15 protein-coding genes are annotated in these 15,407 nt (G+C 43.2%); 3 read left to right on the top strand and 12 right to left on the bottom strand.

What is annotated here, in order from left to right; genetic code table 11:
- Nucleotides 1-98: 98 nt before the first annotated feature.
- Complete coding sequence (gene nrdD, locus HBL79_RS07200) at nt 99-2,225, top strand: anaerobic ribonucleoside-triphosphate reductase (protein ID WP_035687693.1); 2,127 nt, start codon at nt 99-101, stop codon at nt 2,223-2,225.
- Between the two features lie 854 nt (nt 2,226-3,079).
- Complete coding sequence (gene nrdG / locus HBL79_RS07195; RefSeq protein ID WP_035687696.1) at nt 3,080-3,550, top strand: anaerobic ribonucleoside-triphosphate reductase-activating protein; 471 nt, start codon at nt 3,080-3,082, stop codon at nt 3,548-3,550.
- A 163-nt stretch (nt 3,551-3,713) separates the two neighbouring features.
- On the opposite strand, the gene HBL79_RS07190 is transcribed toward nrdG, so the two are convergent.
- The 11 genes from HBL79_RS07190 to HBL79_RS07140 form a co-directional block, all read right to left on the bottom strand.
- Entirely contained in the window at nt 3,714-4,502 is a 789-nt protein-coding gene (locus HBL79_RS07190) for a TatD family hydrolase (protein WP_035687697.1), read from the bottom strand.
- 149 nt (nt 4,503-4,651) lie between these two features.
- Entirely contained in the window at nt 4,652-5,665 is a 1,014-nt protein-coding gene (gene hemB, locus HBL79_RS07185; protein ID WP_035687700.1) for a porphobilinogen synthase, read from the bottom strand.
- 78 nt (nt 5,666-5,743) lie between these two features.
- Nucleotides 5,744-6,523, bottom strand: a complete 780-nt coding sequence (tatC, locus tag HBL79_RS07180; protein ID WP_035687702.1) for a twin-arginine translocase subunit TatC — start codon at nt 6,521-6,523, stop codon at nt 5,744-5,746.
- A gap of 2 nt (nt 6,524-6,525) precedes the next feature.
- Entirely contained in the window at nt 6,526-7,098 is a 573-nt protein-coding gene (gene tatB, locus HBL79_RS07175) for a Sec-independent protein translocase protein TatB (RefSeq protein WP_035687706.1), read from the bottom strand.
- Between the two features lie 3 nt (nt 7,099-7,101).
- Nucleotides 7,102-7,329 carry a Sec-independent protein translocase subunit TatA gene (tatA, locus tag HBL79_RS07170; RefSeq protein ID WP_035687709.1) on the bottom strand — a complete coding sequence of 76 codons (228 nt, stop codon included), beginning with the start codon at nt 7,327-7,329 and terminating at the stop codon, nt 7,102-7,104.
- A gap of 130 nt (nt 7,330-7,459) precedes the next feature.
- Complete coding sequence (gene ubiB, locus HBL79_RS07165; RefSeq protein ID WP_035687712.1) at nt 7,460-9,097, bottom strand: ubiquinone biosynthesis regulatory protein kinase UbiB; 1,638 nt, start codon at nt 9,095-9,097, stop codon at nt 7,460-7,462.
- Nucleotides 9,098-9,101: 4 nt separating this feature from the next.
- On the bottom strand, nt 9,102-9,731 hold the full coding sequence (locus HBL79_RS07160; protein ID WP_035687714.1) for a ubiquinone biosynthesis accessory factor UbiJ: 630 nt from the start codon (nt 9,729-9,731) through the stop codon (nt 9,102-9,104).
- Between the two features lie 12 nt (nt 9,732-9,743).
- On the bottom strand, nt 9,744-10,535 hold the full coding sequence (ubiE, locus tag HBL79_RS07155; protein WP_035687717.1) for a bifunctional demethylmenaquinone methyltransferase/2-methoxy-6-polyprenyl-1,4-benzoquinol methylase UbiE: 792 nt from the start codon (nt 10,533-10,535) through the stop codon (nt 9,744-9,746).
- 133 nt (nt 10,536-10,668) lie between these two features.
- Nucleotides 10,669-12,054, bottom strand: coding sequence for a DASS family sodium-coupled anion symporter (locus HBL79_RS07150; protein ID WP_035687719.1), 1,386 nt, complete (start codon nt 12,052-12,054; stop codon nt 10,669-10,671).
- A gap of 181 nt (nt 12,055-12,235) precedes the next feature.
- Nucleotides 12,236-12,733 (bottom strand): ribonuclease E activity regulator RraA, encoded by a 498-nt coding sequence (rraA, locus tag HBL79_RS07145; protein WP_035687721.1) that lies wholly within the window; start codon nt 12,731-12,733, stop codon nt 12,236-12,238.
- Between the two features lie 48 nt (nt 12,734-12,781).
- Nucleotides 12,782-13,687: a 1,4-dihydroxy-2-naphthoate polyprenyltransferase gene (locus tag HBL79_RS07140; RefSeq protein ID WP_035687723.1), complete on the bottom strand. Its 906-nt coding sequence runs from the start codon at nt 13,685-13,687 to the stop codon at nt 12,782-12,784.
- A gap of 107 nt (nt 13,688-13,794) precedes the next feature.
- On the opposite strand from HBL79_RS07140, the gene tsaA reads away from it, so the two are divergent.
- Nucleotides 13,795-14,508, top strand: coding sequence for a tRNA (N6-threonylcarbamoyladenosine(37)-N6)-methyltransferase TrmO (gene tsaA / locus HBL79_RS07135; protein WP_035687725.1), 714 nt, complete (start codon nt 13,795-13,797; stop codon nt 14,506-14,508).
- 43 nt (nt 14,509-14,551) lie between these two features.
- On the opposite strand, the gene HBL79_RS07130 is transcribed toward tsaA, so the two are convergent.
- Entirely contained in the window at nt 14,552-15,289 is a 738-nt protein-coding gene (locus HBL79_RS07130) for an MIP/aquaporin family protein (RefSeq protein ID WP_017807358.1), read from the bottom strand.
- Nucleotides 15,290-15,407: the final 118 nt, after the last annotated feature.

Here is a 15,407-nt window from a genome sequence, read left to right as displayed (position 1 = left end):
ACGCTCAATGACGTAGGTGTTTTTCGCATTGAATTCTAAAAAATATCAATATATAGTGTTTTTTATGATATGAATACACAATATATAGGAATTATGCAATGAAGACACTTATTGTGATTAAGCGTGATAACACTCCAGTACCATTCGAGATTCAACGTATCGTAAATGCAGTTGGAAAGGCGGCTTATGCAGCAAATATTAATGATGAGAGTTATTGTTATCATATCGCTCAAAAAGTATGCGATGTAATTTTTGCAAAACATCTAGAAAAAATTGATATTGATGATGTCCAAAAGGCTGTGGAAAATCAATTAATGGCAAGTGATTATCCGCAAGTCGCTCGTGCTTATATTGAATACCGCCACGATCGCGATGTGGCACGAGAAAAACGCAGCCACCTTACGCAAGAAATTGAGGGGCTGATTGAGCAAAATAATGTGGAATTGCTCAATGAAAATGCGAATAAAGATGCCAAAGTAATCCCCACACAGCGGGATTTGCTCGCAGGCATTGTGGCGAAGCACTACGCGAAACGCTATATATTGCCGTCTGATGTGGTGGAAGCCCACGAAAAAGGGGAAATTCATTACCACGATTTAGACTACGCCCCATTTTTCCCAATGTTTAACTGTATGCTGGTGGATTTGAAAGGAATGCTCACTCAGGGCTTTAAAATGGGCAATGCAGAAATTGAGCCGCCGAAATCCATTGGCACAGCCGCTGCCGTTACCGCACAGATCATCGCCCAAGTGGCAAGCCATATTTACGGCGGCACAACTATTAATCGCATTGATGAAGTGCTTGCCCCCTATGTGCAACTGAGCTATGAAAAGCACTTACACAATGCTCACCAATGGCAAGTCCCTGAACCCGAAGCCTATGCAAAGGCGATGATCGAAAAAGACTGTTTTGATGCGTTCCAGTCCTTAGAATATGAAGTCAATACGCTACACACTGCTAACGGGCAAACGCCTTTCGTTACCTTTGGTTTCGGCTTAGGCACAAGCTGGCAAGCTCGCTTAATCCAGCAATCGATTTTACGCAACCGCATTCGTGGCTTAGGGAAGAACCACAAAACCCCTGTGTTCCCGAAACTCGTTTTCACCATAAAAAAAGGGGTAAACCAGCAAGCGGGCGATCCCAATTATGACATCAAACAGCTCGCTCTCGAATGTGCTGCGAAACGAATGTACCCTGACATTCTCAATTACGATCAAGTGGTGAAAGTAACGGGATCTTTCAAAGCCCCAATGGGTTGCCGTAGCTTTTTGGGGGCTTATGAACAGGCTGGAGAGCTTATTCACGATGGACGCAACAATCTTGGCGTGGTGAGCCTCAATTTACCTCGCATTGCCCTAGAGGCCCAAGGCGATGAACAACGCTTTTATGCCTTGCTTGATGAACGCCTTGCCATTGCGAAAAAAGCCTTGCTGACCCGTATCGCTCGCCTCGAAAACACCAAAGCACGGGTTGCCCCCATTCTTTATATGGAGGGAGCGTGCGGCGTACGGTTAAAAGCAGACGACAACGTTGCCGAAATTTTCAAAAACGGACGTGCGTCAATTTCACTTGGCTACATCGGCATTCACGAAACCATCAACGCCTTATATCAACAAAATCACATTTACGACGACGAACAACTCCGCCAAAAAGGCATCGCCATTGTCGCCCATTTAGCCAATGCAGCCAAAAGCTGGCGACAAGAAACGGGCTATGCATTCAGCCTTTATTCCACCCCAAGCGAAAATTTATGCGACCGTTTCTGTCGCTTAGACACCAAACAATTCGGCATCATCGCGGGCGTAACAGATAAAGGTTATTACACCAACAGCTATCATTTAGATGTGGAAAAGAAAGTCAATCCTTACGACAAACTGGATTTTGAAATGCCCTACCCACCATTGGCAAACGGTGGATTTATTTGCTACGGTGAATACCCTAACATTCAACACAATCTCAAAGCCTTAGAAGATGTGTGGGATTACAGCTACGACCGCGTTCCTTACTACGGCACAAACACCCCAATTGATGAATGCTATGAATGCGGTTTCACAGGGGAATTTGATTGCACCAGCAAAGGTTTCACCTGCCCGAAATGCGGCAATCACGACAGCGAAAAAGTGTCCGTAACCCGCCGTGTTTGTGGCTATTTAGGCAGCCCAGACGCCAGACCATTTAATGCCGGCAAACAAGAAGAAGTGAAACGCAGGGTGAAGCATTTATGATGAAAATTGGTTGAGGAAATAGTTTGTGGTGCTTTCTTTTTTAATGGGGGTCGCCGTTGGCGACTTGCTTACTTTCTTTTTATCCAACCCCGTAGGGGCATATCGCATACGCCCCTTATGGCTGATAACTTTTTTCTTTGGGAAATATAACGGGTTTCGCTCGTTGAGCAACTTCCTTTCTTTTGCGTTCCCAAAAGAAAGGAAGCAAAGAAAAGGGAACCCCGATCAAACCGCTTTTTCCTCACTCCAATAAAATTTTCTTAACGAAAAATCAGCCTGATGTTCGCTACGCTCTCGCTCGGCGTGATTTTTCTAAAAATTTTATTTCCATTCGGGCGGTTTGGACGGGGAAATTCGGTTAGGGCTAATTTTAAAGTGCGGTGGGAATTTTGGGATTTTTTAAAATTCTGCGGAAAAAGACCGCACTTTTTATTTTATAAAATAGGAAAATTCTACTTTGCTCTAATTTTCAAACAAAATGTAGAAGAGAGAAAGGATTAATTTCCCGTGTAAATTGCCTTCATTTTTAACAAATTTTTAGAAAAGTAACGCCTGAACGCAGCGCAGCGAGTATGGGCTTACTTTTCGTTAAGAAAATTTGTTAAAAATGAAGATCAGCAATTTAGTCGGGTGCTTTTTTCTTTGCCTACTTTCTTTTGAGCAAGCAAAAGAAAGTAGGTCGCTCAACGAGCGAAACTCGTTATTAACTCTAAAGAAAAACGCAATTTAACGGCGACATAAAAACTTTACTTTTCTTCATTCGGGAACGCAAAAGAAAGGAAGTCGCTCAACGAGCGAAACTCGTTATTAATCACAAAGAAATAAGAAATTAACCTGAATAAAAAATAAACACTATGAACTACCTCCAATATTACCCCACTGATATCGTAAACGGTGAAGGCACGCGTTGCACTTTGTTTGTTAGTGGCTGCGAACACGCTTGTAAAGGCTGCTACAACCAAAAAAGCTGGTCATTTAGTGCGGGCGTGCCTTTTGATCAAGCAATGGAAGATCAAATTATCCGCGACCTGCAAGATCAACGGATTAAACGCCAAGGCTTAAGCTTATCAGGTGGCGATCCTCTCCACCCTCGCAATGTGCCAACTTTACTCGCCTTAGTTAAACGGGTAAAAACCGAATGTCCTGACAAAGACATTTGGCTGTGGACAGGCTATAAACTTTCCGAACTCAATGAATTACAACAGCAAATGCTCCCTTATATTGATGTGTTAATTGACGGGAAATTCGTGAAAGAACAAACAGATCCCTCGCTTGCGTGGCGGGGTTCGGCAAATCAGGTGATATATAGGTTTAAGGTGAGTTAATATCATTTTGAACTCATTATAATCGTTTGATTTCAAAATAATTTGGCATTACACGTTTAAAAATAAAAACAAGCTACACGGAAAATTGCGTTATTTAAAAGTGCGGTGGAAATTTTTTACATTTTTAATGTATAAAAGTACCGAAAACACATTAGGCGAATCCTCACCCAAACATCTCACAACTATTTCCCCAAACCCTTTCTTCAATCTCCACCGCACTTTCCGTTCTTAACTCACAAAGTGCGTTAAAGGTTTCTCGCAATCGTATTGGTCTGTTTGGTTGTCCTTGAAAGCCTGACACGGGCATATCGGGGCTGTCGGTTTCGAGCAGGAGGCTGTCTAGGGGGAGGCGTTTGATGGTTTGTCGGGTTTTGTTTGCTCGTTCATAGGTGATGACCCCGCCCACGCCTATTTTGTAGCCTAAATCCACAAAGCGTTTGGCTTGTTCGTAGCTGCCAGAGAAGCCGTGAACAACGCCTGTGGTATCAAGCTGAGCGGCTTTTAAAAATGGATAAAGGGCTTCGTGGGCTTTACGCGAATGCAGATTGACGGGCAGTTTGTTTGATTTTGCGAGGCTGAGCTGAGCTTCTAAAAACTCACATTGCTTTTTCCATAAATTGGCTTCCAGTAAGGCTGGCACGCCTCGCTCTAAGCCAATTTCGGCAACTGCGGTGCAATTTTTCGGGCGGTGGGCTAAGCATTCCGATAACAAATCCAGATCCGCGAAGCGATGTTGTACGATGTATAAGGGGTGTAAGCCTAAGCCGTAATAGAGATTGTCGGGATAAAGTGCGGTGAGTTTTTCAATTCTTGTAAAATCCTTAGCTTGCACAGCGACAATAAGCATTTTCTCCACGCCAGCTTGCTGGCTTTCTGCTATTAATTCAGACAGAGATTGTTGCGTCATTTCTAGCAAATAATCAAGGTGGGTGTGAGTATCAAAAAAACGCATAGACATTCCTGTTAATTAAAAGGTTGTATCTTTTGATGACTTAACTTACCAACGCGTTCTCTATTATATTAATGTCAATTTTAACATAATATTAGTAAACCATTAGTTATCTAGCGTTATACGCATAAAATGCGGTTTGTTGTATTTTTCTATTTTTCTTCATAGAGCCACTGAGCAACTTGTTTGGCAAAATAGGTGAGAATGCCGTCTGCGCCTGCGCGTTTAAAGCAAAGTAGGCTTTCCATAATACATTCTTTTTCTTTCAGCCAGCCATTTTGAATCGCTGCCATATGCATTGCGTATTCCCCCGATACTTGGTAAGCAAAGGTTGGTACGCCGAAATGTTGTTTCACGCGGTACACCATATCTAAATAAGGCATTCCCGGTTTCACCATCACCATATCCGCACCTTCTTGAATGTCCAATGCCACTTCTTGCAAGCCTTCATCGCTATTGGCTGGATCGAGCTGGTAGGTTTTCTTATCGCCCCCTTTCAGATTGGCTGAAGATCCCACCGCATCACGGAATGGGCCATAATAATTCGAGGCATATTTGGCAGAATACGCCATAATTTGCGTGTTGATAAAGCCTTTCTCTTCAAGTGCGGTGCGAATTTTGCCAATTCTTCCGTCCATCATATCGCTTGGGGCAACAATATCAGCACCTGCTTCGGCGTGGGAGAGGGCTTGCTTCACCAGCACTTCGGTCGTGATGTCGTTTAGCACATAGCCGTCATCATCAATAATGCCGTCTTGCCCGTGCACGGTGTAAGGATCTAACGCCACATCGGTTAAAACCCCTAGCTCAGGATAATGAGATTTCAACGCTTTCACCGCACGTTGCACTAAGCCGTTAGGATTGTAGGCTTCTTCCGCCATCAGGGATTTTTTACTTTGATCAATCACAGGGAACAAGGCGATCACGGGAACGCCATATTTGACTAACAATCCCGCTTCAATAAGTAACTGATCTAAGGTTAAACGCTCCACGTTAGGCATTGAAGGCACGGGTTCGCGATAGTTTTCCCCTTCAATAATAAACACAGGATAAATAAGATCATCAACGGTTAATTTGTGTTCTGCCATTAAACGGCGACTAAAATCGTGTTTACGCATACGGCGTAAACGGCGTGCTGGAAAGCCAGTGAAAATTTGTTGAGTCATCATTATTCTCCAAAATCTTTTCGTTATAAGGATAAGGGGCGAACACAGTGGTTCGCCCTAAAACTGGTTGGAAAGAAATTATTCTTTGCTTTGTTGTGCTTCACTCTCGCTATTATCGCTATCGGTGTTGCCTTTGTCTTCTTTCGGACGATAAAAACGTGCAAATAATAACCCTACTTCAAACAATAAACACATTGGAATGGCAAGTAAGGTTTGTGAAAAAATATCTGGCGGGGTGAGTAGCATCCCAATTACGAAAGAAGCAACAATAATATAAGGGCGTTTTTTCTTCAAGTCATCAATGGTGGTAACGCCAGACCAGCAAAGCAAAATAATCGCCACGGGCACTTCAAAACATACACCGAAAGCTAAAAATAAGGTTAGTACAAAATCTAAATAGCTACTAATATCCGTTGCGATCGCCACGCCAGCGGGGGCGGTTTTGGTTAAAAAGCCAAAAACAAGGGGGAAGACCACATAATACGCAAAAGCAACGCCAAGATAAAACAGCACAGTGCTGGAAAATAACAGCGGATAAATTAAGCGTTTTTCGTGCTGATATAGTGCTGGTGCGATAAATGCCCAAGCCTGATACAGCAAAAATGGTACAGCAATAAACACCGATACCACGCCCGTTAATTTCAGCGGGGTGAAAAAGGGAGTGGCGATATTGGTGGCGATCATACTTGTGCCTGCGGGCATTACATTGAGCAAAGGCGAGGCGACAAAATTATAAATATCATTGGCGAAATAGACTAAGCCTAAGAAAATAATCGCCACGATCAGCACGCAACGCAATAAGCGATCGCGTAACTCAAGCAAATGGCTAATTAAAGGTTGGGTTTCTTCAACGGTCATAATTATCCTTTTTCGGCTTGATGGGCTGGCGTAGGTTTTGCAGTTTCGCTCACCTCACCTACATCGGCAAGTACATCATCTTCGGGATAATAGGCACTGGTGAGTTCAAGCTGTGATTCGTCTTGTTCTGCCAGTTCGGCAATGTCGGCGGGGGAAAGAGCTTGTTGTTTCTCTCCCACGATTGGCGACGTTTTCTCTGACGAAATTTCTTGCGAATTTTGCACCGCACTTTTTAATTCTTGCACTTGTTGCTCAAAGGTAGTGTTGGTGCTCGCCGCTTTCTCTTCTAAATTGGCTTTGATTTTTTCGGCGGAGGCTTTTAGCTCTTCCACCGTTTGACTTAACTCTGGGGAAAGTTGTTGCAAATTGAGATGTTCGGCTTTTTTGATACTTTCTTGCAATTCCTGCAATTTCAGCTCTTGGCTCAGCTCATTCTGTACATTTGCTGCCAAGCCTCGAATGGTGCGAACCCAGCCCATCACGGTACGAATCGCCACAGGCAAGCGTTGTGGGCCTAGCACCACTAAGCCCACAATGGAAATCAATAATAATTCCGAAAAACCAATATCAAACACAGATTACGCCTGCTCTTTGTCTTTCACGCTTTCCGTTTTGGCTTGCTGAGCCTCATCAGCAATTTTTTTCGGCTCTGCGGGTGCTTCATCATCTTTCATTGCGTTTTTGAAGCCTTTCACTGCCGTGCCTAAATCTGACCCCACGTTACGCAATTTTTTTGTGCCGAAAAAGACTAATACGATTAACAAAACAATGAGTAATTGCCAAATACTTACGCCACCTAAACCCATTTTTTTACTCCTATAACTAACTTAATGAAATCGTGCCAAAATATAACTTTTTTATTCATCTTGAACAATAGACAATTTGCATTATTTCACATTTTATTGATTTATCGCTAAATTTCTGTTTTTTCTTGTGCTATGGGCTAAGTAGGGCGGTAAGCCAAAGTATACTGCCAGCGGTAAGAAGTCCAATATTTGCCCACAGCGGTAAAGTGGAAAATTGCCATAATGTGCCTAAAAAAAGTATTGTCCCCATTACTAAGGCGAAGGCTTTTTTTTGCCAGCGTTGCTGTCTTGCCAACTTTTTATTGATTTCGTGTAACTGCTGACGAATTTGCGTTTGCTGTTTCAAGGCGTCCATTAATGTCGCGGGGAATTGGGGTAAATGCTCGGTAATATAAGGCAAACTGGCTTTTAAATTTTTGGCGAACGCTTTAATGCCCATTTGTTCATCTAGCCAATTTTGTAAAAAAGGTTTTGCCGTATCCCATAAATCCAACTGCGGATAAAGTTGTCGCCCCAAGCCCTCAATATAAAGCAAGGTTTTTTGCAACAACACCAGTTGCGGTTGCACCTGCATATTAAATTCACGTGCCACATTGAATAAGTTGAGCAATACCTGACCGAAAGAAATTTCTGATAAAGGCTTAGCAAAAATTGGTTCGCACACTTCGCGGAACGCCTGTTCAAATTCATCAATATTGGTATCTTGCGGTGTCCAGCCCGCATCAACGTGCATTTGTGCTACGCGGCGATAATCACGGTTAAAAAAGGCGACAAAACTTTCTGCTAAATAGCGTTTATCGTTATCGTTCAAACGTCCAACGATACCGCAATCAATGCCGATGTATTGCGGATTTTCAGGGTGTTGTGGATTCACGAAAATATTGCCTGGGTGCATATCGGCGTGGAAAAAGCTATCACGGAACACTTGAGTGAAAAACACTTGCACGCCACGTTCTGCCAGCAATTTCATATCCGTGCCGTTGGCTTTTAGGGTTTCTACATCAGAAACGGGAATGCCGTAAATACGCTCCATTGTGATCACATTGCGATAGCAAAATTCTTGATACATTTCAGGAATATACAACATCGGGCTATCAGCAAAGTTAGCTTTGAGCTTAATGGCATTGGCCATTTCGGTGCGTAAATCCAGTTCATCACGCAAGGTTTTTTCATATTCGCGGATCACCTCCACCGCCCGCAATCGATAGCCTTCACTTGATAAACGGGGAATCCAACTGGCGAGTTTATACATCCAGCTTAAATCTGCTTCAATTTGTGGCTGAATATTCGGGCGTAGCACTTTCAGCACCACTTCTTTCCCCGCAAGGGGCTGTGTGGCATTAAATCTTGCCGTATGCACTTGTGCGATAGAGGCGGAAGCAAGCGCGGTTTCATCAAAATCATCAAACCAAATTTCTAATTTGCCCCCAAAGGCTTGTTCAATTTGTTCGCGTGCCAGTTTGCCGTCAAAGGGTTCAACTTGATCTTGCAATAATGCCAATTCATCAGCAATCTCAGGGGGGAATAAATCTCGTCTGGTGGAAAGCATTTGCCCGAGTTTGATCCAAACTGGCCCAAGTTCTTGCAAGGCAAGGCGTAAACGCAAGCCAAACGCCTGTTCTTTATGCTGATTGCGAAGCCAAAATAAGGTTTTCCGCCAGCAACGCAAGGGGCGAGTGTAGGCATTGCGAGGTAGGGCTTCATCAATACCATAAATGAGAAAGGTACGGATAATTTTGTATAAACGTTTGAAATCTTTAAAAGTCATTGGCTTATTTTCGTGATTGCTGAAGCTGATTGAGTTTTTGTTCTAAAAGTGCGGTCTGTTTTTCCAGTGTTTTTACTTGCTCGCAAAAATCTGCAATGGCAAGGCTTGGCGAGATCACCGCCCATTCTTCCGTTAAACGCTCGCCCCAATATTGCTGGCTTTCGCTCAATTTGCGTTTTGCGATTTGACAAAAAACACGCAAAAAATCCACCGCACTTTGTGCGATCACATCGCCGACAAAAGGAGAAAGCAGTTCGGCAGGATCTTTTTCTAAAAATTCTAGCAGAGCGGTGAAGTCTTGCAACACTTGCAGATCCCCTTGAAGCTGAATAGATTGCTCATTCAGATAGCGGGATAATTGCTGTTTGCTCGGCATTTTGAATAATAATTGAGCGTTCAGGCTGACCGCACAATCTACCTCGCCCTCATAGCGGTTGAGCAGGTCGATACGTTGCGGTGAAAATACAAAATATATCGGAAAATCAAACTGTTGTGGCTGAACTTTCAGCACCTTGCCGTTAAGTTTGCGTAAATAAATTTCGCTATGTGCGGTGCGTTTTAACAAATAATTGAGTAAGGATTCCAACGCACCGTTGAGCCATTGTGGTAGCATTAATTGTTGCAGAAAATTCATTGGCTCACTCGCTTAAAATTTATAACCTCGATGCAATGCTACAATGCCCGCACTCAAGTTGTAATAGTTCACTTGCTCAAATCCCGCCTCTTCCATCATTGTTTTGAGATCCTCTTGCTTAGGGTGCATTCGGATTGATTCCGCTAAATAACGGTAACTATCGCCGTCATTCACCACCACTTCGCCGATTTTCGGCAAAATATTGAAGGAATAGAAATTATAAATTTTGCTGAGTGGATCTAGGATCGGCTTAGAAAATTCCAACACCAACAAACGCCCACCAGGTTTTAAGACGCGGAACATTGACCGCAGAGCTTTGTCTTTATCGGTAACATTGCGTAAGCCGAAGCTGATAATTACGCAGTCAAAGGTGTTATCGGCAAACGGCAAGGTTTCCGCATTGGCTTGCACATAATTGATGTTGCCAATCACGCCAAGGTTACGCAATTTTTCTCGCCCCACGTTGAGCATTGAGGAATTGATATCAGCTAAAATCACTTGCCCCGTTTCCCCCACAAGACGAGAAAACTTGGCACTGAAATCGCCCGTTCCGCCTGCCAGATCTAGCACTTTTTGCCCTTTCCGCATACCACTGCAATCGATCGTAAATCTTTTCCAAACGCGATGAATACCGAAAGAAAGCAAGTCATTCATTAAATCATATTTATCGGCTACGGAATGAAACACGTTGGCAACGAGTTTTTGCTTTTCCGCTTTCGCCACAGTTTGAAAGCCAAAATGGGTGGTTTCTTGCTCATTGTCAAAGTGCGGTTGGTTTTTTTGCTGTTTTTCTGGGGAAGTCATTGTTTTGTCCGTGTGTCATTTTGATAGGCGATAGAATAACAAAAAATAGCAAAATTTTCTTTGCTATTTGATTAAAGTGCGATGTTTTCTCACGGAAAAATGGCGGGCGATCCTACACCCGCCAATTTTTTATTTAGAACCAGAAAATATAGCCGAATGTCGCGATCACAAAGATACTGATGATATTAAGTAAAATCCCCGCTCGGATCATTTCTCGCTGTTTCACTTCACCCGTACCGAACACAATGGCATTCGGTGGGGTTGCCACAGGGAGCATAAAGGCACAAGATGCCCCTAAGCCGATGATTAAGGCAAGCCCGAGTTCTGGCATTCCAAGCGATTGTGCGATGGAAATAAAAATCGGTACTAATAATGCCGCACTGGCGGTATTTGAGGTAAATTCCGTTAAGAAGATGATAAAGGCTGCCACCAACAAGCCAATAAGATAGAAATGCCCGCCTTCAATTAAGAATACGATACCATCAGCTAAAATGCGACTCGCACCTGAATCACGCAATACAGAACTTAGAGTTAAACCGCCTCCAAAAAGCATTAATACGCCCCAATCGGTGTTAGCTTGTAACTGTTTCCACGATGCGACACCCGTGGAGCAAATTACTACGGCGGCAAGTAACGCGATGACACTATCAAAGCTGGCAATTTTTTTCTCCAAGCCAAGCAAAGAGGAAAGCATTGGATTAATTTTGCTGCTGAATATCCAGCATAATGCAATTGCCACAAAAATAATCAGGGTGATGATGCGTTTAGAATTAAACTCAATTTTTTCAAACTGTTGAGTGAAATTAAGATTTAATTTTGGGCGGAAAACTATATAAAGCGTACCAATCATAATTGGCATTAAAATGATCATTACAGGTAGCCCATAACTTAGCCAATCGGAAAAGGTGAGTTTGAGTTGGGTGGCGACAATGTTATTTGGTGGGCTACCTACTAGCGTTCCCATTCCGCCAATACTTGCACTATAAGCAATCCCTAATAACACGAAAACATAGGTATTATGTTCACGCTCTTTATCCATTTGGCTCAAAATCCCCATTGCCAATGGCAACATCATTGCGGCGGTGGCGGTATTGCTCATCCACATTGACAAAAAGGCGGTAATGCTAAATAGATATATTACCGCAACAAATAACCGTCCGCCCGCTAGTGCCATTATTTTATTGGCGATCATTCGATCGATATTTTGCTGGTGCAATGCTGTAGCCAATGCAAAGCCACCGAAGAAGAGGAAAATATTAGGATCAGCAAAGGCAACTAAAGCTTGCTTGGTGCTGACTAAATCTAATGCGATGGCGAGTAACGGCACTAATAATGCCGTGATAGTAACGTGTAAGGCTTCGGTAAGCCATAGCACAGCAATAAATGCTAACATTGCTAAGCCTTTGTTGGCTTTAGCATCAAAGGGAAGAAAATTCAATAATAAAAAGAACAGGATCACATCGGCAATCAGGATAATACCATTGCGATGTGAAGTAAGATTGGTTGATGTTGTATTCATAATGATTTCCTCTTTCTTTATGGTCATAGGTAATGCTAACAACTGAGTTAGCCATAAAGACAAGACAACGTTAGCAAGTTGTTAATAAAAAGCAACAAAAATTTTGTGGTTTTGTGAGGTAGCTCAGAAAAATAATGGAATGTATGGCAAAAAAGTTTTGCCATACATTTAAATGTGGTGATTATTCCGTTAAATCTTCTAGATCAAGTGGTTCTTGCGATAAAATGATGCCGGTGAGATCAGCGTAAACATAATCTTCAGGGAAGAATGTAACGCCACCAAAATTTACAGGGATATCGGCTTCACCTTGATTGCTGTTATTTGCACCAACAGGAATCGGGGCTAAGGCTTGAATACCAATATCAATGTTTTCTAATTGTTGGATTTGGCGAACCGCCCCATAAACAATAATGCCCTCCCAGCCATTGTCTGCCGCAAGCTGAGCCAGTTCAGCATCAAGGAGAGCTTGGCGTACTGCCCCACCACCATCTACGAGAAGCACGCGTCCCTCGCCATTTTCTTCTAAAATTTCAGCGATTAAGCCATTGTTTTCAAAGCATTTTACCGTGGTTACTTTGCCGTGAAATGAGGTTAATCCTCCAAAGTTGGAAAAAATGGGTTCAACAACATCAACTTGATCTAAATAAATATCGCAGAGCGTGGAAGTATCAATACACATAAGTTCACCTTTTTAAGCTGAAAATAATTGCTTAGTATATGCCGATTGCTAGCCCACTAGCAAGCCGAAACTAAAGAGCAAATTGGTTAAAAGGGCCAACATCGACATTTGCCCCAACATTGGACGCAATAACAGCGGATCTCGGTTGCGGTAAACATACAAAGCGTGTTTCACTAATAAAGGATATGCTAAAAGGAAAATAAAGCTTACTAGATGGTGGAAATTCAGCAATGCAAAAATCACATTGCACAACGCCGCGACGGCTAATAACAGGCAATGATAAATTCGCCCATTTTTTGCACCAAAACGAACGGCAAGGGTGTTTTTGCCCGCTTTTCTATCTTGTTCAATATCACGTAAGTTATTGATATTTAAAACTGCTGTGGAGAGTAACCCTGTAGAAAGTGCGGGTAGAAAAATCATCAAATTTAACTGGTGGGTTTGTAAATAATAAGTGCCGCACACGCCCAAAATACCGAAAAAAAGCAACACGGAAATATCGCCCAATCCCATATATCCATAGGGTTTTGCTCCGACGGTGTAAGTGATGGCAGCGAGAATGGCTAGCCCGCCGAGTAGCGAAAATGCGAAAAGATCGGCATAGGTTTGATAGGCGAGGGCGATCAGCCAGAATCCAAAAAATAAGCTGGCTAAACTTATCAAAATCAGCCCTTTTTTGAGCTGTGCCGCACTGATTACGCCGTGCTGAATGCCTCGCAATGGCCCAATACGCTCTGCGGTATCGCTGCCTTTTTGGTGATCGCCATAATCATTGGCAAAGTTGGATAAAATCTGCAATAACAAGGTGGTAATTAAGCATAACAGACTGATTTGCCAGCTAAATTGCTTATCCCAATAGGCAAGTGCTGCTCCCATTATAATTGAGGCAGCCGCAAGGGGAAGGGTTTTCGGTCTGGCGGTTTCTACCCACATTTTTACGCTATTTTTATTCATACAACTCACTTATATTTTAAAATTTGCTTTTTTTAACGTATTTTTGCGTACAATAATGGCATATTTTACGCATTTATCCATTGTATTTTAACTGTTTTAAGGAAAATATGTTTGCACAGCCTCTAACGCTTTCTCCAATCGGCATTGTTCATAGCCCTTATAAGGAAAAATTTTCTGTTCCGCGTCAGCCTAATCTCGTGCAAGACGGCTTGGGAATGCTCCGTTTATTGCCACCTTATAATCAACCTGAAGCTGTGCGAGGGCTGGAAGCCTTTTCTCATTTATGGCTAATTTTTCAGTTTGATAAAATCCCACAGGGGAAATGGCAGCCAACCGTTCGCCCCCCGCGTCTTGGCGGAAATCAACGGGTGGGCGTATTTGCCTCGCGTGCCACCCATCGCCCCAATCCTTTAGGGCTGTCGAAAGTTGCCTTGCGGAACATCGAAATTGACAAAGGCGAAGTATTGCTTCATTTAGGTGCGGTGGATTTAGTGGACGGCACGCCAATTTTCGATATTAAGCCCTATATCGCCTATGCAGACAGCGAACCCAATGCCTGTTCCAGCTTTGCTCAGCAAGCACCTGAGAAAACATTGGCAGTGGTTTTTTCACTGCAAGCGATGTGTGAGTTAAAAAAGTGCGGTGAAAAACGACCGCACTTTCAACGGTTTATTACCGAAGTCTTGCAACAAGATCCTCGTCCTGCCTATCACCAAAACAGCCAAGCAGAACGCATTTACGGAATGCGTCTTTATGATTTCAACATTCGCTGGCAAGTGCGAGGGGAATTGGTGGAAGTGTTGGAGCTGGAGCGGGTTTAAATGATGGGGCGTTTCATTTCAAGCATCGAACGCCCCACAACCATTACATTAAAAGGTTATACGCGATGCCCGCGAGCAATGCCCCAGTGATAGGGCCGAGGACGGGTATCCAACTATATTGCCAATCGGCAGAGGTTTTTAAGGTGTTGCCAAGTAATGCGAGCGTGATCCGAGGAGCAAGATCGCGAGCAGGGTTGATGGCATAGCCCGTTGTGCCGCCAAGGCTTAACCCAATCGCCCAAACCAAAATGGCAACGGGTAATGCACCGAGTGAGCCTAAGCCGATTGGGACTGATGAGCCTTCGGATAGCTCTACGCTAGCCCCTGTAATGTAGAAGATGACGAAAAGTAGCACAAAAGTGCCGATTAATTCGTTGATAAAATTACTTGAATAACGACGAATTGCGGGTTCAGTGCAAAAACAAGCTCGTTTTATGCCTTGATCTTCGGTGGCAGCGAAATGATCGCGATAGAAAATATAGACCAATAACGCCCCGAACATTCCGCCTAAGAGTTGAGCGGTAATATAGCCCAATGCCATTGTGCTGTCGAAAGCCCCAATCACCACCAAGCCGAGGGTTACCGCAGGGTTCAAATGTGCCCCACTATAAGGACCAGCCACGATCACGGCGACATAAACCGCAAATGCCCAAGCGGTGGTAATCACAATCCAACCCGCATTTTGTGCTTTGGTTTTGTTTAAACAAACATTGGCAACGACGCCATTCCCCATCAAAATAAGCAGAGCGGTTCCAATAAATTCAGCTAGATAAGCATTCATAATGCACTCCTTTTAATCCATTTTATTAGAGTTATAATTTCCGTTCGTTTAGAATCAAAAGTGTTCTTTTGAATATTATGGGTGCGTATTTCATTATTAATAGAAAAAGATTGAAAGC

The organism is Avibacterium paragallinarum (assembly GCF_011765605.1).
In the GTDB taxonomy this organism is placed as follows: domain Bacteria; phylum Pseudomonadota; class Gammaproteobacteria; order Enterobacterales; family Pasteurellaceae; genus Avibacterium; species Avibacterium paragallinarum.
The sequence above is the reverse complement of the archived record's forward strand: the minus strand, read 5'-3'. Positions and strand labels throughout refer to the sequence as shown.